26 protein-coding genes are annotated in these 22679 nt (G+C 40.6%); 22 read left to right on the top strand and 4 right to left on the bottom strand.

Annotated elements, in window-relative coordinates; genetic code table 11:
• Window positions 1-8: 8 nt before the first annotated feature.
• The 4 genes from MK370_RS08380 to MK370_RS08365 all read right to left on the bottom strand — a co-directional run bounded on the left by MK370_RS08380 (window position 9) and on the right by MK370_RS08365 (window position 2899).
• On the bottom strand, window positions 9-302 hold the full coding sequence (locus MK370_RS08380; RefSeq protein ID WP_002904853.1) for a DUF5960 family protein: 294 nt from the start codon (window positions 300-302) through the stop codon (window positions 9-11).
• Window positions 289-657: a hypothetical protein gene (locus MK370_RS08375; protein ID WP_268684905.1), complete on the bottom strand. Its 369-nt coding sequence runs from the start codon at window positions 655-657 to the stop codon at window positions 289-291. The genes MK370_RS08380 and MK370_RS08375 overlap by 14 nt, the downstream gene beginning before the upstream one ends.
• Complete coding sequence (locus MK370_RS08370) at window positions 654-2069, bottom strand: Y-family DNA polymerase (RefSeq protein ID WP_268684904.1); 1416 nt, start codon at window positions 2067-2069, stop codon at window positions 654-656. Before MK370_RS08370 ends, MK370_RS08375 begins: the two co-directional genes overlap by 4 nt.
• A 140-nt stretch (window positions 2070-2209) precedes the next feature.
• Complete coding sequence (locus MK370_RS08365) at window positions 2210-2899, bottom strand: XRE family transcriptional regulator (protein ID WP_268684903.1); 690 nt, start codon at window positions 2897-2899, stop codon at window positions 2210-2212.
• 275 nt (window positions 2900-3174) lie between these two features.
• Between MK370_RS08365 and MK370_RS08360 the strand changes: the two genes are divergently transcribed.
• From MK370_RS08360 to MK370_RS08255, 22 genes are all read left to right on the top strand, one after another.
• Window positions 3175-5037 (top strand): XRE family transcriptional regulator, encoded by a 1863-nt coding sequence (locus MK370_RS08360; protein ID WP_268684902.1) that lies wholly within the window; start codon window positions 3175-3177, stop codon window positions 5035-5037.
• Between the two features lie 195 nt (window positions 5038-5232).
• Window positions 5233-5730, top strand: a complete 498-nt coding sequence (locus MK370_RS08355; RefSeq protein ID WP_326845086.1) for a DUF4406 domain-containing protein — start codon at window positions 5233-5235, stop codon at window positions 5728-5730.
• Between the two features lie 13 nt (window positions 5731-5743).
• Window positions 5744-6040: an rRNA biogenesis protein rrp5 gene (locus MK370_RS08350; protein WP_268684900.1), complete on the top strand. Its 297-nt coding sequence runs from the start codon at window positions 5744-5746 to the stop codon at window positions 6038-6040.
• The gene (locus tag MK370_RS08345; protein WP_268684899.1) at window positions 6024-7166 is read left to right on the top strand and encodes a DUF2800 domain-containing protein; all 1143 of its coding nucleotides are present in this window, start codon (window positions 6024-6026) and stop codon (window positions 7164-7166) included. Before MK370_RS08350 ends, MK370_RS08345 begins: the two co-directional genes overlap by 17 nt.
• A 1-nt stretch (window position 7167) precedes the next feature.
• Complete coding sequence (locus tag MK370_RS08340) at window positions 7168-7701, top strand: DUF2815 family protein (RefSeq protein WP_101771513.1); 534 nt, start codon at window positions 7168-7170, stop codon at window positions 7699-7701.
• 35 nt (window positions 7702-7736) lie between these two features.
• The gene (locus MK370_RS08335) at window positions 7737-9668 is read left to right on the top strand and encodes a DNA polymerase (RefSeq protein WP_268684898.1); all 1932 of its coding nucleotides are present in this window, start codon (window positions 7737-7739) and stop codon (window positions 9666-9668) included.
• Between the two features lie 10 nt (window positions 9669-9678).
• Window positions 9679-12033 (top strand): virulence-associated E family protein, encoded by a 2355-nt coding sequence (locus tag MK370_RS08330; protein ID WP_268684897.1) that lies wholly within the window; start codon window positions 9679-9681, stop codon window positions 12031-12033.
• A 242-nt stretch (window positions 12034-12275) separates the two neighbouring features.
• A complete protein-coding gene (locus MK370_RS08325; RefSeq protein WP_125351120.1) occupies window positions 12276-12587 on the top strand; it encodes a VRR-NUC domain-containing protein in 312 nt (103 codons plus the stop codon).
• The gene (locus MK370_RS08320; RefSeq protein WP_268684896.1) at window positions 12538-13890 is read left to right on the top strand and encodes a DEAD/DEAH box helicase; all 1353 of its coding nucleotides are present in this window, start codon (window positions 12538-12540) and stop codon (window positions 13888-13890) included. Before MK370_RS08325 ends, MK370_RS08320 begins: the two co-directional genes overlap by 50 nt.
• Window positions 13883-14371 (top strand): hypothetical protein, encoded by a 489-nt coding sequence (locus MK370_RS08315; protein ID WP_268684895.1) that lies wholly within the window; start codon window positions 13883-13885, stop codon window positions 14369-14371. The genes MK370_RS08320 and MK370_RS08315 overlap by 8 nt, the downstream gene beginning before the upstream one ends.
• A gap of 11 nt (window positions 14372-14382) precedes the next feature.
• The gene (locus tag MK370_RS08310; protein ID WP_125351117.1) at window positions 14383-14733 is read left to right on the top strand and encodes a type II toxin-antitoxin system PemK/MazF family toxin; all 351 of its coding nucleotides are present in this window, start codon (window positions 14383-14385) and stop codon (window positions 14731-14733) included.
• 179 nt (window positions 14734-14912) lie between these two features.
• On the top strand, window positions 14913-15140 hold the full coding sequence (locus tag MK370_RS08305) for a DUF7678 domain-containing protein (protein ID WP_125351116.1): 228 nt from the start codon (window positions 14913-14915) through the stop codon (window positions 15138-15140).
• Window positions 15141-15298: 158 nt separating this feature from the next.
• Window positions 15299-15529, top strand: coding sequence for a hypothetical protein (locus tag MK370_RS08300; protein WP_125351115.1), 231 nt, complete (start codon window positions 15299-15301; stop codon window positions 15527-15529).
• A gap of 208 nt (window positions 15530-15737) precedes the next feature.
• On the top strand, window positions 15738-16331 hold the full coding sequence (locus MK370_RS08295) for a PBECR4 domain-containing protein (protein WP_268684894.1): 594 nt from the start codon (window positions 15738-15740) through the stop codon (window positions 16329-16331).
• Between the two features lie 214 nt (window positions 16332-16545).
• Window positions 16546-16911, top strand: coding sequence for an HNH endonuclease signature motif containing protein (locus tag MK370_RS08290; RefSeq protein ID WP_125378352.1), 366 nt, complete (start codon window positions 16546-16548; stop codon window positions 16909-16911).
• Window positions 16912-17119: 208 nt separating this feature from the next.
• Entirely contained in the window at window positions 17120-17542 is a 423-nt protein-coding gene (locus MK370_RS08285) for a helix-turn-helix domain-containing protein (RefSeq protein ID WP_268684893.1), read from the top strand.
• A gap of 9 nt (window positions 17543-17551) precedes the next feature.
• Window positions 17552-18811: a site-specific DNA-methyltransferase gene (locus MK370_RS08280; protein ID WP_268684892.1), complete on the top strand. Its 1260-nt coding sequence runs from the start codon at window positions 17552-17554 to the stop codon at window positions 18809-18811.
• Window positions 18808-19980: a DNA cytosine methyltransferase gene (locus MK370_RS08275; RefSeq protein WP_268684891.1), complete on the top strand. Its 1173-nt coding sequence runs from the start codon at window positions 18808-18810 to the stop codon at window positions 19978-19980. The genes MK370_RS08280 and MK370_RS08275 overlap by 4 nt, the downstream gene beginning before the upstream one ends.
• Window positions 19970-20209 carry a hypothetical protein gene (locus tag MK370_RS08270; RefSeq protein ID WP_000183781.1) on the top strand — a complete coding sequence of 80 codons (240 nt, stop codon included), beginning with the start codon at window positions 19970-19972 and terminating at the stop codon, window positions 20207-20209. The genes MK370_RS08275 and MK370_RS08270 overlap by 11 nt, the downstream gene beginning before the upstream one ends.
• A 79-nt stretch (window positions 20210-20288) precedes the next feature.
• Complete coding sequence (locus tag MK370_RS08265; protein ID WP_000992184.1) at window positions 20289-20504, top strand: DUF4314 domain-containing protein; 216 nt, start codon at window positions 20289-20291, stop codon at window positions 20502-20504.
• Between the two features lie 48 nt (window positions 20505-20552).
• Entirely contained in the window at window positions 20553-21026 is a 474-nt protein-coding gene (locus MK370_RS08260) for a phage terminase small subunit P27 family (protein WP_268684890.1), read from the top strand.
• Complete coding sequence (locus MK370_RS08255) at window positions 21023-22615, top strand: terminase large subunit (RefSeq protein ID WP_268684889.1); 1593 nt, start codon at window positions 21023-21025, stop codon at window positions 22613-22615. Before MK370_RS08260 ends, MK370_RS08255 begins: the two co-directional genes overlap by 4 nt.
• Window positions 22616-22679: the final 64 nt, after the last annotated feature.

Below are 22679 nucleotides of genomic sequence, written 5' to 3'. Positions count from 1 at the left end.
GTGCTGAGCTATTTTATATGTGTTACTGTTTTTTGATAACTATACTTCCTGATTAACCTTCCATCATTTATTGTTTCTATATTAAATACAAAGTAATGATCTCGATTGTCTATTGAATTCTCTTTATTTAACTTAAAAAAATTCTTCATGGATTTTGCCATGGTTAGCATGATGTCATCAGTAAGAAAAGTAAGCGGAGTATTTAAAGCAGAATAGCGATAGAAGTCAGTTTCAAATTTTCTGTAGCTTTCACTGAAGTAATCCATCTGCAATTCGTTTCTATTAGATTCAAGCTGTTTCATTCTCAAATTCCTCAACTAATTCTATAGTAAGTATATCAGCTAATTTTAGAGGTACATACCCTTCCGTGCTTTTTAAGAGTATTCTTTCATTATTAACTGTTGAGACAGTACCAAAATAAGATATAGTTTGTTCTAAGTATTTGCTGCGGATACAACCAGTTAGTTGATTTACATAAAGCTGGTTCAGTAAAAGTAATTTTTCTTCAAAAGACAATTCGAACTTGAAAGAAGTCTTGTTGCCATCCTCTTTCAAGGCAGAAGTATGTTCAGACAAGAAAAATCCCATCCATTTTGCCATTTTTCTATCATGATATTGTCGGGCATCTGGAAAGGGTAAATAAGAGCGGTCAATCATTTTAATCCCTCCAATCCACCAGCAGAGTGGCCACCAATTAATTTACTACGAGCAATGCTTCGAGAGCTTTCTAGAAGAGAAGTAGCTTTTTGGATTGCTAGGAATCCAAATTCGTTTCGAATACTATCAATGGATTGTTGAAGTTTGTCTTCTTTTTCAATACTCTCATAATCATCGAATAGTGAAAGTAAGCTAAATGATTCATCTACAAAATCATCATATCTCACCCCAATTTGTCTAACTGCCCCTCTTGAGTATTTACTACGAAAGAGAGATAGGACCGTTTCTGTTAGTATTTTTGTGTTATTAGTTGGCTCTATTTTTCTCTGAGTGCTAATTGGTTTTTTATTTTCGATACGAGAATATCCCACAAATATAGAAACAGTGCTAGCTTTTTTATGAGCTTTTCGTAACCTAATTGATACTTGTTCAGCCATCTCGCTTAAGACAATCTCTATATCACGTTGTTGTATATAATCCTTTGGTAGAACTTGTGAATTTCCAAGCCCCTTAGATTTTGGCTTATATGCTATATGAACATTACTTTCATCAACTCCATTTGCGTGAAACCAATGTTGAAGTCCGATAACACCGAATTCTTTTTTTAAAATGGCAGGATCACAATTTGCCAATTCTTTGATTGAAGTAATGCCTAATTTGATTAATCTTTTTTCTGTTCTTGAACCAATCCCCCAGAAATCAGTCATTTTGGGAATAGACCAGACTTTTGTTTCAACATCTTCATAAGACCAATTTGCTCTCATAGTTCGAGTCTTTTTTGCTTCGTTATCCAATGCTAGTTTTGCAAGTAGAGGATTAGCATTGCTCATACCAACAGTCGAATAGAGACCTGTTTCTCTCCAAATATCGTGCTGAATTTTTGCGGAAATATTATCCAGTTTTTCTCTCCGAGTTAATGTATTTCCAGGAATAAAGTAATTGAGTGAGGATGTCAAGTCGATAAATCCTTCGTCAATTGAATAAGGTAGTATATCTTTGTGACTGGCATAATTTTGAAGGATATTTTGTATATTAATGTTTTTCTTTATGTATAAATCCATTCTAGGCGGAACAATTAAGGTTCTCTTTGCCCAATGTTCAATATAAAAGATATAGTCGTATGAGATTTTAATTCCTTTCCGCCTAGCATTCAGATAATTAAATTGCCTAGATTGAATATCGAATGGTAAATCATAAGAACGTCCTACATTGGATTTTCCAAATACTTTTTTAAACATAGGTGACGAAGCTAAAATAAGTCCTTCAGAATTATCCGCTCGACTCATAACACAGAGTGAAGTAGTTAGTGGGTTTAAACCTCTGTCAATACACTCAACGGAAGCATAGAATGATTTTATATCAAAAAAAGCTATGTCAGAATGAGGTTCTTTTGAATAGTCAATATAAGCCATAATTTACCTCGATTTTATACTTTCCAATTTTGCAATTAGAATATCTAGGTAATTGGTAATATCATATTCAAATAAAGTCAAAGAAATATAAATTCGATTATCACTTAGATAAATCATATCTGTATGTTTTTTGACCATAGTTATCCTCCGATCACAGGCATAAAATGCCCAACAACCAAGCCAACAATTCTTGGTTCGTCCTCAGATGGGATAAAACGATCTGGATACTTTTTATTTAAGGAAACCATCCTAAAACCATTTTCTTCCCGATAGAGTCGTTTTATATAAACAGACTCATTCCAGGAAAGAGCATAAACTGCCCCATCATAGTCAAAGCCAGTTGCTCGAATTAACGCAATTTCTCCATCTTCGTAGACAGGTTTCATTGAATCCCCCTGTATCCAAGCAGCGAAATCATATCCATATTGTTCCTCATCTGAATAGACGGTTTCAGTTTCTTGTTCATCAAAGAATGCTTCACCTGCTCCAGCTGAGAGAGCAATATCCGACAATACCTTGACAGCAAAAAGCTGAATAGTTTTCTTTTGTTCCTGTGACTGTAGTAAGTCTTCAACATATGTGTCAGCCTTTTGTTGATTCATAGGGTTCAGTTGAAGATAATGATTCATAATGTCATATTCAGACTCAAAATAAGTATCTGAGACCCCAAGGATAGAAGCAAGAGCTGAGAGATTTTTTTGGTTAGGTTTTGCTCGTCCAGATTCCCAACTGTTGTATGATGAGCGATTTATACGGATGATATCTGCTATTTCAGCTTGCGTCATTCCTTTTTCTATACGTTTTTGTTTTAGTCTTTTTCCCGAAAACATGATATAATACTCCTGTGTTGTTTTATAAAACAACATCATTGTATCAAAAAGAGATTTAGTTTTCAATAATTTTTATCAAAAAATATTTTAGATGAGTTTCGTTTACTATTAGTTTAAAAGGAAGTGTATATAATATAATTCTATAAAACTTAAGAAATAATGTATTTTTTGGTATACTGAATACATTGAAAAAATGGATTAAGAAATTTTCTTTTGTGATTTATATGGAACTACGACTCAAATTTGTAGAAAATTTATTAAAAAGGGAGATTGCTATGTCATTTAAAACCTTATTCCAAAATACATTTTATAATGAGCTTTTTACTCAGATTAATTCGTATGTTTATAACTCTAGAGAATCCTTAAATATATCCTCATATTCAATTGATGACATTAAGTTTGCCAAACTAGATGATTTCTCTATAAAGAGTATCCATGCAAGCAATAAAAGTGGAGACTTTATTGTTTCGGATTTACTTGTAATTGGATTTTTAAATATTGGAGGCCATGGTCGTTTTGGCTATGAAAAAGACAGTGCTGAAATTTGGCTCTCAGTAAAAGTAAAGTATTTATTGACTGATGGCCTTCATCAATTTTCTGTCTTAAAAGTCAAGCCTTATGTTCATTCAAGTGAGAAAGGACCTATTCCTTATTTCTCAAAAGAATTTGTGCCCTATGTTAGCGCGAAGAATATGGATAGTATTGCAGAAGACATTTTAGAACAATATTATCCAGAGATGCTACAAACTCCTATGGCACTGCCCATCTATGATTTTGTGCGGAATATTGGAGTTGAAGTTGAAGAAGGTACTCTTTCCTCAGATGGTTCTATTTTTGGCGAGATGGTTTTTAAAGATAGTCTTGTAATTTTCTTTGATGGTGATCAGGAAAAGGAACGTACCGTGAAGTCTGGAACCGTTCTAGTTGACCCTCAGGTCAAAGGTCTTCGAAATCAGGGAAGTTTTAATAATACCATTATTCATGAATGTGTTCACTGGCTTCTGCACCGTACTCACAATGAATATAAGAGCTTACTAGGGTCGAAAGATACCAAAATTTCCAGCCGTTTAAATCGCTCAGCTATCAAAGAAGATAAATGGAGTACTTATGACTGGATGGAGTGGCAGGCCAATGGTATTGCAGCAAGGATTCTGATGCCAAGGAAAACCACGAAAATGATGGTCCAAGAACTGTTTCTCAAATATTCATTAGTTTTTGATGAAGATGAACGGATCACTATGTTTGAACAGGTGATTGATGATTTAGCTTATTTCTTTCAAGTGTCCCGATGGGCTGTTAAAATTCGCATGATGCAGCTAGGTTTTACGGAATTTGAAGGAATCTACAAGTATGTGGGGCATGAATACATCAAGAGCTATACTTGTGAAGCGGATGCGATTCAAAATAATCAGACATTCACCATCTCTTTTAATAACGCTTGTTTTTTGAACTTCAAGAATGAACGTTTTAGAGAGCTAATGGATTCAGGAAAGTATGTTTATGTAGATTCTCATTTCTGCTTAAACTCTGAGAAGTATGTTCAAATGGTAGAATACGGAGTTTATCAAATGACTGACTACGCTTATTCCCATATGGATGAATGCTGTCTTATTTTTGATATCCACTATGCAGGCCGAAAAAGTATTAGTTATAAGGATTTCAACGATTATATTTTGTATCGTGGAAATTTGCCCGAACTAAAAATTGAGATTGATTTTTCAGAACATATCATTGAAGTCAACTCAATCCCAGAATACTCTGGTCATATTTTTTCTGAGATTCAGCGCATTATGGAATCTCTTCCGAATCATTTTTGTGGGACATTACGTTACCATCGAGACCGAAAAGATTGTTCCAGAGAACAATTGGAAGAATACAGTGGTGTCAGTGTTTCTACAATAGAAAGGATGGAATTGAAGCACGGAGAGAATGGTAAGTTGACGAACATTATAGCTGTCTGTATTGGACTGAAGCTGTATCCGGACTTCAGTTTCGATTTGATAGGAAAGAGCACTCATAGCTTAAGCGATATGATTCCACATCATAGTGCTTATAAAATGATTCTCAGAAACTGTTATCATCTTTCAGTGGAAGAAGTGAATGAAAAGCTAAAATCCATGAATATAGAAACAATTTAAAAAAATTTATTTTTGCCCCTCATTTTTTGAGGGGTCTTTTTTTGCGTTTTGACAGTCTTTCTAGTTAAAGGTCCACTTACTAAAACCGCATTTTTAGGCTTAGAATCTCTCATTTTTTGCTCTGTTGACTTTCGCCAAATGGTTTTATACTAGTCTTGTGAGTTGGAGATGGCCATCGACAGCAACTCCAAAAAAATGATGAAGGACGGATTTTTCCAAATGAAAACAGTATTTATTTGTTCACCCTATCGAGGGAATGTTGCAGAAAATGAAAAGAAGGCACTTGCTTATTCCAAGCAAGCTGCTAAGACAGGTTATGTACCCATCGCTCCGCATTTACTTTTGACTCAGTTCTTAAATGACCGAAATCCCGATGAGCGAATTCAAGGGCTGACTATGGGGCAGGAGCTTTTAAAACGATGTGATGAGATTTGGGTCTATGGTCCCAATATCTCTCAAGGTATGAAGTATGAGATTGAAACGGCGAAAGAGCTTGGGAAACCTTTCCGACTCTTCCATGAGAATGGCCAGCCTATTAATCCAGATACTATGGAGATTGATGACCGAGTAGAGCCTTTGTTTGCACTCCAATGCAGCGGACATAAGGTTCGCTACGCAGGAGAAAAGAATCCAAAAGTTACTAATACTAAAGATTCTGTTTGGTCGAAGTTTCCAAGCATGTTCTTAGAATAAGAAAGGAAAAGCTATGGCACAAATGAAAAAACTAGAAACCGTTATCTCCAACTTACGGATGCTAGCAGATAGTTTGGAAGAACTGTGTGGTGCAGTCGACTTAACGGATGAAGCACCTGTTAAAAAAACTGAAAAGGTTTCATCACCAACTGTCTCCATTGAAGATATCCGCAAAGTTCTGGCTGAAAAGTCTCGAGCTGGAAAAACAGAACAGGTGCGAGAACTCCTTCAAAAATATGGAGCAAACAAGCTCTCTGCGGTAGAAGAAAAGCGCTATTCTTCACTTCTTGAAGATGCGAAAGGACTCTGATATGGCAGAAAAACAACACGCGATGTTATCGGCATCCTCCAGCCACCGCTGGCTGACGGTGCCGCCTCTTGCTCGCTTAGAGGAGTTCTTTGAACACAAGACTAATCCTGCAGCAGAAGAGGGGACACTGGCCCATGCTCTAGCTGAGTATAAGCTGAGAAGAGCACTTCAGATAGAAGCAGAAGAACCGGAAGGTGAGTTGACGCTTGAGATGGAACAATCCACGGAAGATTATGTTGCCTTCATCTTAGATGAGTTAGAACAACTGAAACAAGGAACGAGTGATACAATTATTCTCATTGAGCAGAAAGTTGACTTTTCCCGTTATGTTCCAGAAGGTTTTGGGACTGCTGATTGCGTCATTGTGGCAGACGACACCCTTCATGTCGTGGACTTTAAGTATGGCAAAGGGGTGCTAGTTGAAGCCGAGAACAATCCGCAGATGAAACTCTATGCTCTGGGAGCCTTGGAACTCTATGATGCTCTCTATGATATTGAGGATGTCAAAATGACCATTTTTCAGCCACGAAAAGGTAATATCTCAACTGCCATTTTACAGCGAGAAGATTTGGTAGAGTGGGCTGAGACGGAGCTGAAACCAAAGGCTGAATTGGCCTTTAAAGGAGAAGGAGAAATCACCTACGGTCCTTGGTGTCAGTTCTCTCCTTGTAATGCCGTTCTTAGGGCACGGATGGACTATCATAAAGAGCTTGAACGATTCCAGTTAGCTTCCCCTCATCTTTTGACGGATAGGGAAATTGAAGAAATTCTTCTTCATGTGGATGACCTAGTCAAATGGGCAACAGAGGTGAAAGACTTTGCGACCAAGGTGGCCATTAATTCTCATAAATCATGGAATGGGTTTAAACTGGTCGAAGGTCGCTCTATCCGTCAGTTCACTGATGAAGATGAAGTGGCTAAACTTGCAGAAGCAGAAGGCTTCACCGATATCTATAAACAAAGTCTGGTTTCTCTGACTGAACTGGAGAAACGAATGGGCAAGAAAGAATTTAACCGAGTGTTAGGGCATTTGGTCCGCAAACCTCAAGGTAAGCTGACCCTTGTTCCTGAAAGTGATAAACGAAAAGAATATATTCCAGCAGCAGCTGAATTTGGAGGAAACTAATATGTCAAAAGAAACAAAAGTAATCGTCCCTGGACGTCTATCCTATGCCAATGTATGGGAACCGCAATCCATTAATGGTTCTGAACCAAAATATTCTGTATCGGTCATTATTCCAAAGAGCGATAAGGCCACCATTCAGAAAATCCAACAAGCCGTAGAGCAAGCGAAACAAGAAGCTATTTCAAAATTTGGCGGGAAAATTCCAGCCAATCTGAAACTGCCACTCCGAGATGGAGATATTGACCGGCCGGATGATGAAGCCTATGCCAATAGCTATTTCATTAACTGTAATTCCAAACAAAAGCCGCAGGTTGTAGACCAGCAGGTTCAACCAATCCTGGATCAGGCAGAAGTTTATTCCGGCTGTTATGGTCGAGTATCTGTGACCTTCTACGGCTTTAATTCCAATGGCAATCGTGGGGTAGCAGCTGGCCTTGGAAACATTCAAAAATTGAAAGACGGAGAACCACTGGGTGGTCGAGTTCGAGCAGAAGATGAATTCGGTACCGTTGATGATGACGACTTTCTAGCTTGAGGTGGGTATCCATCTCTTTACCTATTGGAGGACGGATGAAAACTCTAAGCATTGATATTGAAACTTATTCAGATGTAGACTTAACAAAATGCGGAGTCTATCGCTATGTGGATAGTCTAGCCTTTGAGATTTTGCTCTTTGCCTATAAAGAGGACGAGAAAGAAACACAGGTGGTAGACTTAGCTCAGGGAGAACAGATTCCTGAAGAGATTCGTTTAGCTCTATTAGATGATGCCATTATAAAAACGGCCTTCAACGCCAACTTTGAGAGGGTCTGTCTTTCCAAGCTTCTAGGAGAGCATCTTTCAGCTAATTCCTGGTCCTGTACGGCAGTGCTTGCAGCAAGTCTAGGCCTACCATTATCCCTTGAAGGAGTAGGACGAGTTCTCAACATAGAAGAACAAAAGATGAAAGAGGGAAGCAGGCTTATTCGCTATTTCTGTCTGCCCTGTAAAGCAACGAAAGCCAATGGTATGCGCGAGCGAAATTTACCCCATCACGCGCCTGAGGACTGGGAATTATTTAAACGTTACTGCAAGCGAGATGTAGAGGTGGAACAAGCTATTCGAGAGCGTTTAAGAAATTATCCCTTGCTTGATAGTGAGCAGCATCTCTATCAGTTGGATCAGGAAATTAATGACCGAGGCATAGAAGTAGACCAGGAGTTGGTTGAACAGGCCATTCTTTGTGATCTCTCTTATAAGGAGCAAGTGACGAAGCGCGCCTATGAATTGAGTGGGTTAGAGAATCCGAATTCTGTCTCTCAACTAAAGGGTTGGTTAGAAGAACAAGGGGTCTTCATGGATTCGCTGGGAAAGAAAGAGGTGACAAAGCATCTCAAAGAAGCAGATGGAGAAGTGCTTGAAATGTTAAAGCTGCGTCTCTTGATGTCAAAGACCTCTGTCAAGAAATACCAGGCTATCGAACGTTGTGTTTGCTCTGACGGTCGGGTACACGGTCTTCTGCAATTTTATGGGGCAAACCGTACCGGCCGCTGGGCTGGACGGTTGGTCCAGGTACAAAATCTCCCTCAGAACAAACTCAAGGATTTGTCCCTTGCTAGAACGCTTGTCAAAGAAGGGCAGTTTGAAACCTTGGATACTCTCTATGAGAATGTCCCGAGTGTCCTTTCTGAACTTATTCGGACTGCCTTTGTCCCCAAAGCAGGTCATCAGTTTATCGTTGCTGACTTTGCTGCGATTGAAGCTCGGGTGTTGGCTTGGCTGTCTGGGGAATCTTGGCGGTTAGATGTTTTTGAACAGGGCGGGGATATCTATTGCGCATCTGCGTCTTCTATGTTTGGAGTACCGGTTGAGAAACACGGTGTTAATAGCCACCTTCGCCAAAAAGGTAAGATTGCGGAGCTGGCTCTTGGCTATGGTGGTTCAGTTGGTGCTTTAACCGCTATGGGAGCACTGGATATGGGACTGGAAGAAGAGGAGTTGCAGCCGCTCGTCAATCAGTGGCGGTCAGCCAATCCACATATTGTCGCTTTTTGGTGGGAGATAGATAAGGTCGCAAAGCAGGTATACGAAACAAGAGAACCGAAGAAGATTAAGAATCTAGTCATTAGTTATCAATCTGGAATGCTCTTTATTACGTTGCCTTCAGGTCGTAAATTAGCCTATGTTAAACCTCGCATAGGAATGAACGCATTTGGCAAGCCCGGCTTGACCTATGAAGGGATTGGAGAGAGTAAGAAATGGACAAGGCTTGAGACCTATGGACCAAAGTTAGTGGAAAATATTGTTCAAGGTATTGCCCGAGATTTATTGGCCTATGGCATGATGCAGCTCAAGCAAAAGGGATTAGCTATTGTTCTTCATGTGCATGATGAAGCGGTGGTAGAAGTGAGAGAAGAGAGTGTGGCAAAAGTCTGCCAGCTACTTGCCACAAAGCCGGACTGGGCCGAAAGTCTGCCTTTACGAGCCGACGGCTATGCCTGTGAATTTTATAAGAAAGATTAAGGAGGAAAGAATGGAACTTACCATTTCATTAGGAAACAAACGAACCGATAAGATTTGGACGCAAACCAGTTATAGCTTCGAGCAGTTTGAAGCCCGCATTTCAACCACTATCCGAACGGCTGAGACTGTTGCAGAGTATAAGAAACTAGCGAAATCAAAACAAGATAATATCAAAGATGTCGGCGGCTTTGTTTTAGGAAAGCTTGACAAAGGAAGACGAAAGAAAGATGCCGTACTGTCTCGTTCTGCCCTGACTCTGGACATGGACTTTGCGACACCAGGCATTATGGATGAAGTTGAGCTCTTCTTTTCTTTCTTTGCCTATTTCTATTCAACGCATAAACATACCAAAGAGCATCCGAGGCTGCGTTTGATACTCCCCTTATCTCGGGAAGTATCGGCTGAGGAATACCAGGCTGTTGCCAGAAAAGTAGCTGAAGACATTGGTATGGAGTTGTTTGATGATACGACCTATGAACCGAGTCGACTCATGTATTGGCCTTCAACCTCGCAAGACGGAGAGTTTGTCTTCAAAAAATTAGAGGGTGACTTCCTAAATCCGGATACGGTTCTAGCACGCTATCAAAACTGGAAAGATACGACTGAGTGGCCTGTATCCAGCCGGCAGAACAAGCTGCTGGAGCGGGCCATTGTCAAACAAGCAGATCCTCTTGGAAAATCTGGCTTGATTGGGGCTTTTAACCGAACCTACACCATTACAGAAGCAATTGAAAAATTTCTAGGAGATGTTTACAAGCCTTCCAGCATTCCAGGTCGTTTTGATTATATTCATGCCACAACCAGTGCTGGGGTTGTTCTTTATGATGACAAATTTGCTTATAGCCACCATGCGACCGACCCTTATGGTCACAGGCTTTTATCGGCTTTTGACCTGGTTCGCCTGCATCTCTTTGGTGATCAGGATGATGAGGAAAAGAAAGACTCAGCTAAGCAACCGTCTTATAAGGCTATGCAGGATTATGTCCTAAAAGATGATGCGACCAGGGAGACACTGGCAAAAGAGCGCTTAGCAGATGCGACTTTGGAATTTGCTGATACGGAGAATTGGCAGGCGAGCTTAGAGCTGGATAAGACTGGCCGGGTTAAGGATACCTTATCCAACATTGCGACCATTCTCCATTTTGACCCCAACCTTCAAAATATTGTCTACAACGAATTCAAGAATGTCATTGATGTGATTGGTGAGCTCCCTTGGAGACGGTCACGCCCAGGCTGGAATGATTCGGACTTAGCTAATGCCAAACTCTACTTTGAGCGTGTCTATGGTATTTGGTCACCAACCAAGTTCAAGGATGCTCTTTTAGCTGTGGTGACATCTTACCGGCTCTACCATCCTATTAAGGAATACCTAGAACCTTTGGTTTGGGATGGGGTTGAGCGGATTGATTCGCTTCTTATCGTTTACCTTGGGGCAAAGGACACTGCTTATACACGAGCTGTTATGAGAAAAACCATGGTGGCTGCGATAGCAAGAATTTATGAACCCGGCATTAAATTTGATTCTATCTTGGTATTAAATGGACCGCAAGGAATAGGGAAATCAACCTTTTTTCTTAAGTTAGGTAAAGAATGGTTCTCGGATTCTCTGGCGATTTCAGACATGCGGGATAAGACTGCAGCAGAAAAGCTGCAAGGCTATTGGATTCTTGAGATTTCCGAGATGACTGGAATCCGAAAAACAGATGTGGAGACTGTCAAATCCTTTATATCCCGCCAGGATGATAAATTCCGTCAAGCCTATGGAGTGAATGTGGAAAGTCACCCACGCACTTGTATCATTGTGGGTTCAACCAATTCAGAAGGTGGCTTCTTGCGAGATGTGACGGGGAACCGGCGCTTTTGGCCGATTCGAGTGTCCGATGCCAGTCAGTTAAAGCCCTGGGAGCTAGTCGATGTAGACCAATTGTGGGCGGAAGCCAAGGTCTATTATGAAGCTGGAGAGGAACTGTTTCTCAAAGGAAAAGCAGAAAATGAAGCAAATAAAGAGCGACAGGAAGCCATGGAATCAGACGACCGAGAAGGTATTGTTGCAGAGTATTTGGATACCTTATTGCCAGATAACTGGGCCAAGATGGACTTATATGAGCGACGGACTTTCTTGGCTGGGAGTGACTTTGGCAGTCAAACTTTGAAGGGAACGGAGCAGCGTGAGCGTGTCTGCATTATGGAAATTTGGTGTGAGTGTTTTGGTAAGGAACGGCAGAATATCAAAAAGGCTGATTCCTATGAAATTGAAGGGATTCTAAATAAAATCGGTGGCTGGAATAAGTACACTGGAAACACGACTGGTAAGATGAAATTTTCCCTGTATGGCACTCAGCGTGCTTTTGTCCGGATGTCGTAAGGCAACTTGGGAACCGTTAGTTGGTTTCCACAGGTTTTCGATTTTACCTTTCAGCAACCGAATGGGAAACCTCTCAAAGCCGTTGCCAATAGTGGTTTCTCTCGTACTAGTTTCCTTAGTTGCCTATCTTTTCTAAGAGAGTAGTGTTACTACTAGTAAAATAGGGGTAATGGGCACCCGTACGCGCGTAAGGAGTTTGAACCCTTTTGGCAACCCCTATCGGAAACCCTGGGAGGTGAAAGATGCGAGAACGAGCAATTGAAGAAAAACTAAGAGTAGAAAGTCAGAAGCGGGGTGGCCTTTCCATGAAGTTTGTCTCACCTGGTTTGGTGGGAGTACCTGATCGCATTGTGGTTTTACCTCAAGGCCGGCTTGGTTTTGTGGAGTTAAAAGCCCCAGGAGAAAAGCCCAGAAAGATTCAGCTTAGGCGCATGGAGCAGTTAAGAAAGCTAGGTTTTCTAGTTTATGTGTTGGATGATAAAGAAAAGATTGGAGAAATACTAGATGACATACAAGGCGCATCCTTATCAAGAGGTGGCGACTCGATTCATTGAGGAGCACGAGACAGCTTGTTTGATTCTTGATATGGGACTAGGCAAAACCGTGATTACCTTAACGGCATTGTGGAATTTGATATTGGATTCATTTGAGGTCAGAAAAGTCTTGGTCATTGCCCCGCTTCGAGTAGCCAGTCATACTTGGAAGAGTGAGCTGGATAAGTGGGAACATTTAAAGGGCCTTGATATTTCGATAGCCATTGGCAGTGAATCAGAACGGAGAGCAGCTTTATCACGTGCAGCCTTTATCTATACCATTAACCGAGAAAATATCGTCTGGTTGATTCAGAATCATCTCTTTGATTTTGATATGGTGGTGATTGATGAGCTATCTAGCTTCAAGTCTTATCAAGCCAAACGATTCAAAGCTTTAAAGAAAGTTCGATTTAAAATCAAGCGCATGGTTGGGCTGACGGGAACTCCTGGAAACATCATGGATCTATTTTCTGAGATTGGGATTTTAGATGGCGGAGAGCGTTTAGGGCGCTTTATCACAGGATTTCGCAATCAATATTTTGACCCCGACAAACGAAATGGTCAGGTTATCTTTTCCTATAAGCCCAAGGCTGGGGCAGAAGAAGCCATCTACGATAAGATAGCGGACATGACCATTTCCATGAAAGCAGTAGATTATCTTAATATGCCAGAGCGAGTGGATAATGAAGTCCTGGTTGAGATGTCGGAGCCAGAATTTGCAGTTTATAAGGAGTTCAAAGCAGAAATGGTGGTTTCTCTCAAGGGACAGGTACTTGATGCCGTGAACAGTGCCAGCCTTTCGAATAAATTACTGCAGATGGCTAATGGCATGGTTTATGACGAGAATCGAAAGGCAGTACTCTTGCATGATCAGAAGTTAGTGGCTCTTGAAGAAATGGTGGAGAGTATGAATGGCCGGCCTTTGTTAGTCACTTATTGGTTCCAGCATGATTTGAAACGCATCAAGGAACGTTTTTCAGAAGCTAGAGTGATTCAAAGCAATCAGGATATTGAGGAATGGAACAAGGGAAAGATAGTCCTTGGTTTGATTCACCCAGCAAGCAGTGGTCATGGACTGAATCTTCAAGATGGCGGTCATACCATTTGTTGGTTCGGCTTAACTTGGTCTTTGGAGCTGTACCAGCAACTTAACGCCAGACTCTGGCGTCAAGGGCAGAAAGAAACGGTTGTTGTTCACCACATCATTACAAAAAGCACAATGGACGAACAAGTCATGAAACGATTGAAGGAAAAGGACATCTCTCAGCAATCCCTGATTGATGCCGTCAAATATGAATTGAGAGAGGAGGAAGGGGATGGATAAAATAGAGAGCCTTTTCTATGATTACAAGAACATGGAAAAGGAGATGAAGCTCTTACATAGCCAGTTGGACCAATTTGTCGGCATCTCAGAAAATGAGATGCTGGACACCATGGTCTATGGTCGGTCTGATGAACCAAGGGTGCAGACCAGTAAGAATCCTTATCGCAGTGAGATCATTGCTTTATCCTACAAGGAAGAAACAGAGAAAGCCAATCGGGAGCTTTATCAATATTTGTCAAAGCGCTACTGTCGTTTAGTTCAGGAATTGCATTTTTTTGAAGTGGCAGTTCGTCAGCTTCCGGATGATTTGGCAGAATTTGTGACGGACTTAGTCATCATGTCAGAAAGCTGGGATAACCTCATGGTCAAGCACCATATCAGCCGGAGTACCATTAGCAGGTGGAAGCAGAAAGCCATTAAGGAACTGCGATTGATTTATGCCATTAGAAACCAGCAGTTAGAAGATTTTTTACTTAGCTAGAGGAGAACCATATGTGCAAACGAGGCGATATTTATTACGTAGATTTTGGAAATCAGAAAAACAGTCATATTCAGCAGGGAATTCGACCAGCCATTGTTGTCAGCAATAATAAAGCTAATGACCATTCTCATTTGGTTACGGTTGTTCCCCTAACCAAGCAGGTTCAAAAGAAAAAGCACCTGCCTACTCATGTGTATCTACCTAAGAAAGTTTTCAAAGGGCTTAAGTGGTCCAGCTTGGTTTTGGCAGAGCAGGTTCTTACAGTGGATAAATTTCAGTTAAAAAATAAGCTCATGACCATTCGAGAAGAAGCCTGGCTGGTGCGGATTGACCGGGCTTTACGGGTCCAGATAGGAGTTTAAAAAATTTTGAATAATCTTCGCTAATGACTTGATAAATAAAGAGTCGTTCGGTAACATACACATACAAAAAAGAAAAGGAGTAAAAGCCATGAAAAAAATAGTGGACTTAATTAAGAAATACGGATTTTACCACGTTGGAAGTTGACGACTACGTTTGGTTGGACTAAGGAGGGAGAAACATGTGGCAAGAAGGAATATTTACAAGCCGCAATCGAAAAGTGGTTTACCTAGCAAAGGTAAGCACTGAACCTTTCGAGGATGGAATAGACAACGGACGAATCTTTAAATTGGGAGTGGACGTAGACGGTGAGGAAGTCATTAGTTACGACAGGGGTTGGGAAATGTACCCGGAAGATGAAAGCTTAGAAGAAATTTTGGACCTGATTCTAGAACGTTTTCCAGCTTAAATATAGAGGGCAGAAATATTTGAAGTTTCTTCCCTAAAAATGTCTGAGATACAAGAAATGATCATTTCAGGCATTTTTTTGTACATTTGAGAGGATAGCAATCCCTGATCAGTTGTTTTGAGTTATACTAGAAATATCAACAGAAAGAGGTGCTACACTTGAAAATCTTAGAAGTTGAAATCCTATCTACTTTATTTGTTTCAGGAGTTTATATCTACCATATCAAGGTTCAATTCTTAACACTTTATAATCAACAAACCTACAGCATGCAGGTTATGCCAGTGACAAAGGAAGCCATTTCAGATATGGCAACATACATGATGGAGAACTATTACAGGCATATGGTTCGTTGTTCTTTGGAAAAAGATTTTACTTGCATAGCTCTCTGATATGATGTATAATATAATCATAGATGAGTAGTCGGCTCATGGTCAATCTGATATTAATCTTGGACGTAAGGGCCAGGCGGTGGCGGACACCAGAACTAAATCCGATATTAATCTTGGACGTAAGGGCCAGGCGGTGGCAGACACCAGAATAAACCGACTGACTGAGTGGCTTACAGATTCTGTAAGCCACTTTTTTTGTGAGGAGAGTATGGCAAAACAAGAAGAATATAAAAAACCTAATTATGGTGAAAGAATTAAGCTTCAACGCTTTTTAATACAGTTACATTTTGCGGCGGTTTTTTTCAAGAAAAATTTTGTGGGAAAAGTAATGTATTACCATACAGAATCTAATGTAGTTGAGGTTTATTTTTCTCCAACCAACTTCATGCATTTATGTGGAATATATTATCAAAAAGGACCAGGGAGTTTCTTTGACGATTGTTTAGCTAATCATATCAGTATTGACCAGGTGAGCATAAAGAAAGACGGAACAACAATGCAAAAGCTACAAGTATTAGGAGCTGTTCAAGAATTGGTTGGAACATTTGTTTGTTTGACTGGCTCTGGTAAGTATTTGCGTTTAGAATTTGACTATTCTTTAAGAACAAGAAAGCAAATCCTGGCACTGACACTCAAGGATACACAATCTAAAATAGTTCCACAGTCACTACTAAATTTAAAGTCAAAGGAAGTATTTCCAAAGGGTGACCCTGTAACTTGCATATATTCTAAAAGTTTATTGGGAGAGGAATTAAAGCAACATTTCCTAAAAGATGGGTTAGATTGGGATGACTATTTATAAGATTAAACTTTGAGGTTCTATCATTTATGAGATAGAACTTTTTTTATTTGTCAAGTAAAAACTGCAAAAATCAAAAAGACGGAACTACTCCGGTACTAGGGTGGAACTAGTGCGGAACTACCCTGGAACTAATACTGTACTAAGTCGGTACTGCTTTGCACGAAATATTGTGATATGATTAAGATGTGAAAAAATATAGAGAGGGGTGAAGGCCATGCCAAGACGACCCGCTCTGCCTTGCAAGCATCCAAACTGTCCAAGGCTAGTGCCTTACGGTTCCAAGTATTGTGAGGAACACAGCCAGCTTCATTCACTGGAAGTAAAGTCCACGAAAGCTAAAGGATATGATTCACGGTGGAACAAAGCTAGGCTTCGTTTCTTGAAACTTCATCCCTTCTGCGTACGATGCCTGAAGCGGAATCGCTACAGGCAGGCAACAGTGGTGGACCATATCGTTCCTCACCGAGGAAATCAAAAATTGTTCTGGGATGAGGGCAACTGGCAACCTCTTTGTAAATCCTGTCATGATCATAAAACCGTGATCGAAGACCATACTCCGATTTATGGATATGATTTTTAGTGAAGGGGAGGGGGGATAAAATCTCTGTGAGCTGTCTCTCACAAGACCGTGGCCCCCTCAAACGTGCATTTTCGCAAAATGCAAAAGGGGTATATTTTTTGAAGAAATAAATAACTGAGAAACAAGCTGTAACAAGATGTTATGGCTTATTTTTCTTTCGTTTTATGGTTTAAAAGGTTAGAGATTTCAGTAAAGAAAGGAGGCAGAAATGGACGATTTTCAACGAAAACAGATTAGAAAACTACGTTCTGAAGGTTTGGGATACCAATCAATTGGAAAGATAGTCGGTTTGTCTAGGGATTCTGTTCGCAATTACTGCAAACGCAATCCGGAACTATTGGGCTATCGAAATGCCGTCACAAAGATGATGAAAGACCAAGCCAGCGGCCTTCCTTGTTGCCTTCACTGTAAAGAAACCTTTATCCCCAAAGGAACTGGGCGACCTAAGAAGTTTTGTTCAGATGCCTGTCGGAGATACTGGTGGCAGAACCATCCAGAATTACATCAGAAGCAAAATACAGCTTACTATGAATTGACTTGCAAACATTGCGGTAAGTCTTTTTTATCATACGGCAATGCGAACCGGAAGTTTTGTAGCCATGCCTGCTATATTCAATTTCGTTTTTACTAAGGAGGTAGTATGAAAGTCACACAAGATATGACATGGGTTTCTTTACCCGTTGACTCTTTAAAACCAGCAGCTTATAACCCACGAAAGAAACTCAAGAAGGGTGATAAGGAATACGAAAAAATCAAGAAATCCATTGTGGAGTTTGGTTATGTTGACCCGATTATTGTTAATTTCGATGGCACTGTAATTGGAGGCCATCAACGACTGACCGTCTTATCTGACTTAGGCTATAAAGAAGTTCAATGTGTTCAGGTTCGGATTGATGATGAGAATAAGGTGAAGGCTCTGAATGTTGCTTTAAATAAAATCACAGGCGCGTGGAATGAAGAACTTCTCGCAGACCTGATGGTGGACTTGCAAGATGCGGATTTCAATTTAGACCTAACCGGTTTTGAAGCCCCGGAAATCGATCAGCTATTTTCTAAGGTTCACAACAAGGAAGTGAAAGAAGATGACTTTGATGTAGATGGGGAGCTGACAAAACCGACTATCTCAAAACAAGGAGATATCTGGCATCTTGGGAAACACCGAGTGATTTGTGGTGATTCTACAAAGCTAGAAACTTATCAGCTTCTCCTGGGAGATAAGAAGGCCAACCTTGTCGTAACTGACCCTCCTTACAATGTTAATGTGGAAGAAACTGCGGGAAAAATCAAAAATGATGATATGTCCGATGCGGATTTTTATCAGTTCCTTTTTAACATGTTTGTCAATGTAGAACAGTCCATGGAGGATGATGCTTCCATCTATGTTTTCCATGCAGATACAGAAGGATTGAATTTCAGAAGGGCCTTTAAGGATGCTGGCTTTTATCTGAGCGGTTGTTGCGTTTGGAAAAAGAATGCTCTGGTATTAGGTAGAAGCCCTTACCAGTGGCAACATGAACCTGTGCTCTATGGCTGGAAACAAAAAGGAAAACACCAATGGTTTTCTGATAGAAAGCAGACGACCATTTGGGAATATGACCGTCCAAAATCCAGCAAAGAGCATCCGACTATGAAGCCTGTTCAGCTTATGGCTTATCCGATTCAGAATTCTTCCATGCGAGGGACACTTATACTGGATCCATTTTTAGGCAGTGGCTCTACCTTAATTGCGGCTGATCAGACAGGTCGAATTTGTTATGGCATAGAACTGGATGAAAAGTTTGTGGATGTTATTGTCAAACGCTACATGGAAGCAACAGAAAAGACGGATGTGAAACTAATCCGTGAAGGCAGGACATTATTTTTTGAAGAGGCTGTGAATGAAATGGAGGAAGCACAATGACAATAACTTTTCTGGATTTCTTTGCAGGAATCGGTGGCTTTCGTTGTGGATTAGAGTTGACGGGAATGAAATGTATTGGCTATTGCGAGAAGGATAAGTTTGCAAGAAAATCATATGAAGCCATGTATGAAACGAAAGGAGAATGGTTCCATGACGATATCACAAGCATCAACCCAGCACAACTTCCCAAAGCAGATTTATGGTGTGCGGGAAGCCCTTGTCAAAATCTGTCTATCGCAGGAAAGCGAGCCGGATTATACGGTGAACGAAGTGGACTCTTTTTTAGATTTGTTGCTTTGCTCGAAAGCCAAGAAGAAAAGGATAAACCCGAGTGGATACTCCTTGAAAATGTTAAGGGACTTTTATCAAGCAGCCGGGGACGAGATTATCTCGACTATCTCTCTAGTCTGGGGCAAGCAGGGTATGACCTCGAATGGCAGATTTTTAATTCCAAAGATTACGGAGTCGCACAAAACAGAGAACGAGTCTATACTCTCGGACATCTTAGAAGCAGAGGTAGACGACAAGTATTACCTGTCCGCAGAGAAAGCAGCAGCCATCTTAAGCAGCTTATAGGTGGCATGCAAAGTTACAGAGTTTATGATACTTCTGGCATTTCAACGACTCTTGTTGGTGAGGGAGGCGGAGTAGGTGCTAAAACAGGACTTTATATGATTGACCAATCTTTGACAGCTCCTAAGGTAACAAATACAGCACGCTGTATCACTGCTCGCTATACATCAGGGGTGACAAAAAGAACAGCTATGAATACAGCAGTTTTAGAAGTTGCTGATCAAGAGGGGATAAAGGTTCGCAATGGTACTAAGAAAGGTTATCAAGTTGCGAATGTTGGAGATTCAGTTGATTTATCTTATCCAGGATCCAGAACAAGAAGAGCACGAGTTGGAAAAGGATTGGCTTATAACCTTTCTTGCGGAGGGCAAATGGGAGCTGTTGTCTGGAAGGGAAAAACAGTTAAGATTCGAAGATTGACTCCTAAAGAATGCTTCAGGCTTCAAGGATTTCCTGATGAGTTATTTGAAAAAGCTTGTGCCGTAAATTCGGATGCTCAGTTGTATAAACAAGCAGGTAACGGTGTGACAGTATCAGTTGTATTTGCTATTGGGAAAGCCATTCTAAATGCGATAAAGGAAAATCATGACGAATAATCTTCCTGAATCAGAAACCAAGCATTATCTTGAAAAAATTGCTGTTCAATTGGAGTCGTTTCCATCGATATCACCAGTTTCCAAAATACAACTTCAGGAACTGCTTATGCATATTAAGAGGGCATTGAAGACCAATCAGTTTGGTTATCTAGAATTGAAATATATCAATCAAATGATTGAGCAATTGATTGTGGAGACCACTCTTGAAAGTCAAAAAATATTCGAATAATTATCTCTTGTGACTGGATAAATATGTATAATAGAGCTATTATACCACTGAACAAATTGAACCCCAAAGGAGAACAAAGATGAATGCGAAGATTGTAGAATTATTAAAAAAGCGGTATCCTGCTGGAACAAGGGTGCGACTCTTAAAAATGGAAGACCCGAATCCAGTGCCAATTGGTATGTTGGGAACGGTGGAAGATGTAGATGATATTGGTTCCTTGGTTGTTCAATGGGACAATGGCCGACAACTCCATGTGTTACATGGTATTGATGAAGTAGAGAAAATCGATTCATAAGAAATTAAGCCTTCGGGCTTTTTCTTGTGGGCTGAAGGGGGTGAGGGCATGGCACAAAAGGGCAGAAAGCCCAAACCAACCAGTTTGAAAATCTTGGAAGGTAATCCTGGCAAGCGCCCCCTTCCAAAGAATGAAATTCAGCCTAAGAAGAAAGCCCCTAGATGCCCTTCCTGGCTTGAAGAAGATGCTAAAAAAGAATGGAAGCGTATGGGTAAAATCCTGGAAGGGTTGGGACTTTTAACTGATATGGATATGATGGCTTTTGCGGGTTACTGCCAAGCTTATGCACGCTGGAAGGAAGCAGAAGAGTTTCTTTCAAAACACGGCTCTATCATCAAAACTCCCAATGGCTATCTCCAACAAGTGCCACAAGTTTCCATTTCTCAGACTAATCTCAAAATCATGCTCAAGTTCTGTGAGCAGTTTGGCTTAACGCCATCTGCCAGAACACGGCTGGCTTCAATGGATACAGAAGTGGGTTCAGGAGATGAAATGGAAGATTTACTTGGAGGGCGCTTATGACGTATCACTATATCCCTTCTCCCTTCATGCTTCCAACTTCTCATTATGATGAGAAAAAGGCAGACCGGGCAGTAACCTTCATTCAGAATCTCTGCCACACCAAAGGGCGCTGGGCGGGACAGAAATTCTTATTATTACCCTGGCAGGAACAAATTGTACGTGACCTTTTTGGTATCGTAAAGGAAGATGGGAATCGACAGTTCCTGACGGCCTATGTAGAGATTCCCAAAAAGAATGGGAAGTCTGAACTGGCTGCTGCAATTGCTCTTTATCTCTTATACGCAGATGGGGAAGCCAGTGCCGAAGTGTATGGAGCAGCTTGTGACCGAAATCAGGCTTCTATTGTTTTTGATGTGGCCAAGCAAATGGTTTTGATGAGCAGGGCTTTAGAAAAACGCTCCAAAGTCATGGGTGCCACTAAACGTATCATCAATTATTCCAATGCAGGCTTCTATCAAGTATTATCGGCTGAAACTGGAACCAAGCATGGACTCAATGTATCAGGTTTGGTCTTTGATGAAATCCATGCCCAGCCCAATCGTCATTTGTATGATGTCTTAACCAAAGGGAGTGGTGATGCCAGAGAGCAGCCCCTCTTTTTTATTATCACGACAGCAGGAAATGACAAAAACTCCATCTGCTATGAACTGCATACCAAGGCCTTAGATATACTAAAGGGGCGAAAAAAAGATAGTACCTTTTATCCAGTTGTTTATGGCCTTTCAGAAGAAGATGATTGGAACGATGAAGAGAATTGGCTAAAGGCTAATCCCTCCCTTGGTCATACAATTGGGATTGACCGGGTTCGAGAAGCTTATCTGAATGCCTTAGATAACCCGGCAGAAGAAAATGTATTCAAGCAATTGCGACTCAATATCTGGACCAATTCAGCTGTGACTTGGATTCCGGAACATATCTACGATAAAGGAAGACAGCCGATTGATGTTGAGAGTCTCAAAGGAAGAGATTGTTATGCTGGTCTGGATTTATCTTCCACTTCAGATATTACAGCCTTTGTCCTAATCTTCCCACCAAGAAATGAAGCAGAGAACTATCAAGTTCTTCCATATTTTTGGTTGCCTGAAGAAACCTTGGTTCTTAGATCTAGACGAGACCATGTGTTGTACGATGTCTGGAAAAAGAAAGGATTTCTTCTTACCACGGAAGGGAATGTTGTTCATTATGGATTTATTGAACGGTACATTGAAAAACTGTCCACTATCTATCATATCAAAGAAATTGCCTATGACCGCTGGAATGCGACACAGATGGTTCAGAACTTAGAAGGCATGGGCTTAACAATGGTTCCATTTGGTCAGGGCTATAAGGACATGAGTCCACCTTCCAAAGAGTACTATAAACTTATGATGGAAGGTAAAATCCAGCATGGAGGTCATCCGGTTCTAAAATGGATGGCCCAAAACGTAGTCATGAGACAGGACCCAGCCGGAAATATTAAGCCTGATAAAGAAAAATCTGTCGAAAAGATTGACGGGATTATTGCGACCATTATGGCTTTAGACAGGTGCATTCGACATAAAAAGAATGACGGTAGTATTTATGATGAGCGAGGAATCTTATACTTTTAAATTTATTAAATTTTCCACAATTGAAAGAGTGATTGTAAAGCATCTCAAGCGAGGTGCTTTTTTT

Origin of the sequence: Streptococcus sanguinis (genome assembly GCF_026781265.1) — a bacterium.
Lineage (GTDB): Bacteria > Bacillota > Bacilli > Lactobacillales > Streptococcaceae > Streptococcus > Streptococcus sanguinis_T.
This window is presented reverse-complemented; position numbering and strand designations above follow the sequence as displayed.

What these genes read in the sequence shown, in the direction of transcription:
- MK370_RS08380 (WP_002904853.1), bottom strand. Translation starts at nt 302, where the DNA reads ATGAAACAGCTTGAATCTAATAGAAACGAATTGCAGATGGATTACTTC.
- MK370_RS08375 (WP_268684905.1), bottom strand. Translation starts at nt 657, where the DNA reads ATGATTGACCGCTCTTATTTACCCTTTCCAGATGCCCGACAATATCAT.
- MK370_RS08370 (WP_268684904.1), bottom strand. Translation starts at nt 2,069, where the DNA reads ATGGCTTATATTGACTATTCAAAAGAACCTCATTCTGACATAGCTTTT.
- MK370_RS08365 (WP_268684903.1), bottom strand. Translation starts at nt 2,899, where the DNA reads ATGTTTTCGGGAAAAAGACTAAAACAAAAACGTATAGAAAAAGGAATG.
- MK370_RS08360 (WP_268684902.1), top strand. Translation starts at nt 3,175, where the DNA reads ATGTCATTTAAAACCTTATTCCAAAATACATTTTATAATGAGCTTTTT.
- MK370_RS08355 (WP_326845086.1), top strand. Translation starts at nt 5,233, where the DNA reads ATGATGAAGGACGGATTTTTCCAAATGAAAACAGTATTTATTTGTTCA.
- MK370_RS08350 (WP_268684900.1), top strand. Translation starts at nt 5,744, where the DNA reads ATGGCACAAATGAAAAAACTAGAAACCGTTATCTCCAACTTACGGATG.
- MK370_RS08345 (WP_268684899.1), top strand. Translation starts at nt 6,024, where the DNA reads ATGCGAAAGGACTCTGATATGGCAGAAAAACAACACGCGATGTTATCG.
- MK370_RS08340 (WP_101771513.1), top strand. Translation starts at nt 7,168, where the DNA reads ATGTCAAAAGAAACAAAAGTAATCGTCCCTGGACGTCTATCCTATGCC.
- MK370_RS08335 (WP_268684898.1), top strand. Translation starts at nt 7,737, where the DNA reads ATGAAAACTCTAAGCATTGATATTGAAACTTATTCAGATGTAGACTTA.
- MK370_RS08330 (WP_268684897.1), top strand. Translation starts at nt 9,679, where the DNA reads ATGGAACTTACCATTTCATTAGGAAACAAACGAACCGATAAGATTTGG.
- MK370_RS08325 (WP_125351120.1), top strand. Translation starts at nt 12,276, where the DNA reads ATGCGAGAACGAGCAATTGAAGAAAAACTAAGAGTAGAAAGTCAGAAG.
- MK370_RS08320 (WP_268684896.1), top strand. Translation starts at nt 12,538, where the DNA reads ATGACATACAAGGCGCATCCTTATCAAGAGGTGGCGACTCGATTCATT.
- MK370_RS08315 (WP_268684895.1), top strand. Translation starts at nt 13,883, where the DNA reads ATGGATAAAATAGAGAGCCTTTTCTATGATTACAAGAACATGGAAAAG.
- MK370_RS08310 (WP_125351117.1), top strand. Translation starts at nt 14,383, where the DNA reads ATGTGCAAACGAGGCGATATTTATTACGTAGATTTTGGAAATCAGAAA.
- MK370_RS08305 (WP_125351116.1), top strand. Translation starts at nt 14,913, where the DNA reads ATGTGGCAAGAAGGAATATTTACAAGCCGCAATCGAAAAGTGGTTTAC.
- MK370_RS08295 (WP_268684894.1), top strand. Translation starts at nt 15,738, where the DNA reads ATGGCAAAACAAGAAGAATATAAAAAACCTAATTATGGTGAAAGAATT.
- MK370_RS08290 (WP_125378352.1), top strand. Translation starts at nt 16,546, where the DNA reads ATGCCAAGACGACCCGCTCTGCCTTGCAAGCATCCAAACTGTCCAAGG.
- MK370_RS08285 (WP_268684893.1), top strand. Translation starts at nt 17,120, where the DNA reads ATGGACGATTTTCAACGAAAACAGATTAGAAAACTACGTTCTGAAGGT.
- MK370_RS08280 (WP_268684892.1), top strand. Translation starts at nt 17,552, where the DNA reads ATGAAAGTCACACAAGATATGACATGGGTTTCTTTACCCGTTGACTCT.
- MK370_RS08275 (WP_268684891.1), top strand. Translation starts at nt 18,808, where the DNA reads ATGACAATAACTTTTCTGGATTTCTTTGCAGGAATCGGTGGCTTTCGT.
- MK370_RS08270 (WP_000183781.1), top strand. Translation starts at nt 19,970, where the DNA reads ATGACGAATAATCTTCCTGAATCAGAAACCAAGCATTATCTTGAAAAA.
- MK370_RS08265 (WP_000992184.1), top strand. Translation starts at nt 20,289, where the DNA reads ATGAATGCGAAGATTGTAGAATTATTAAAAAAGCGGTATCCTGCTGGA.
- MK370_RS08260 (WP_268684890.1), top strand. Translation starts at nt 20,553, where the DNA reads ATGGCACAAAAGGGCAGAAAGCCCAAACCAACCAGTTTGAAAATCTTG.
- MK370_RS08255 (WP_268684889.1), top strand. Translation starts at nt 21,023, where the DNA reads ATGACGTATCACTATATCCCTTCTCCCTTCATGCTTCCAACTTCTCAT.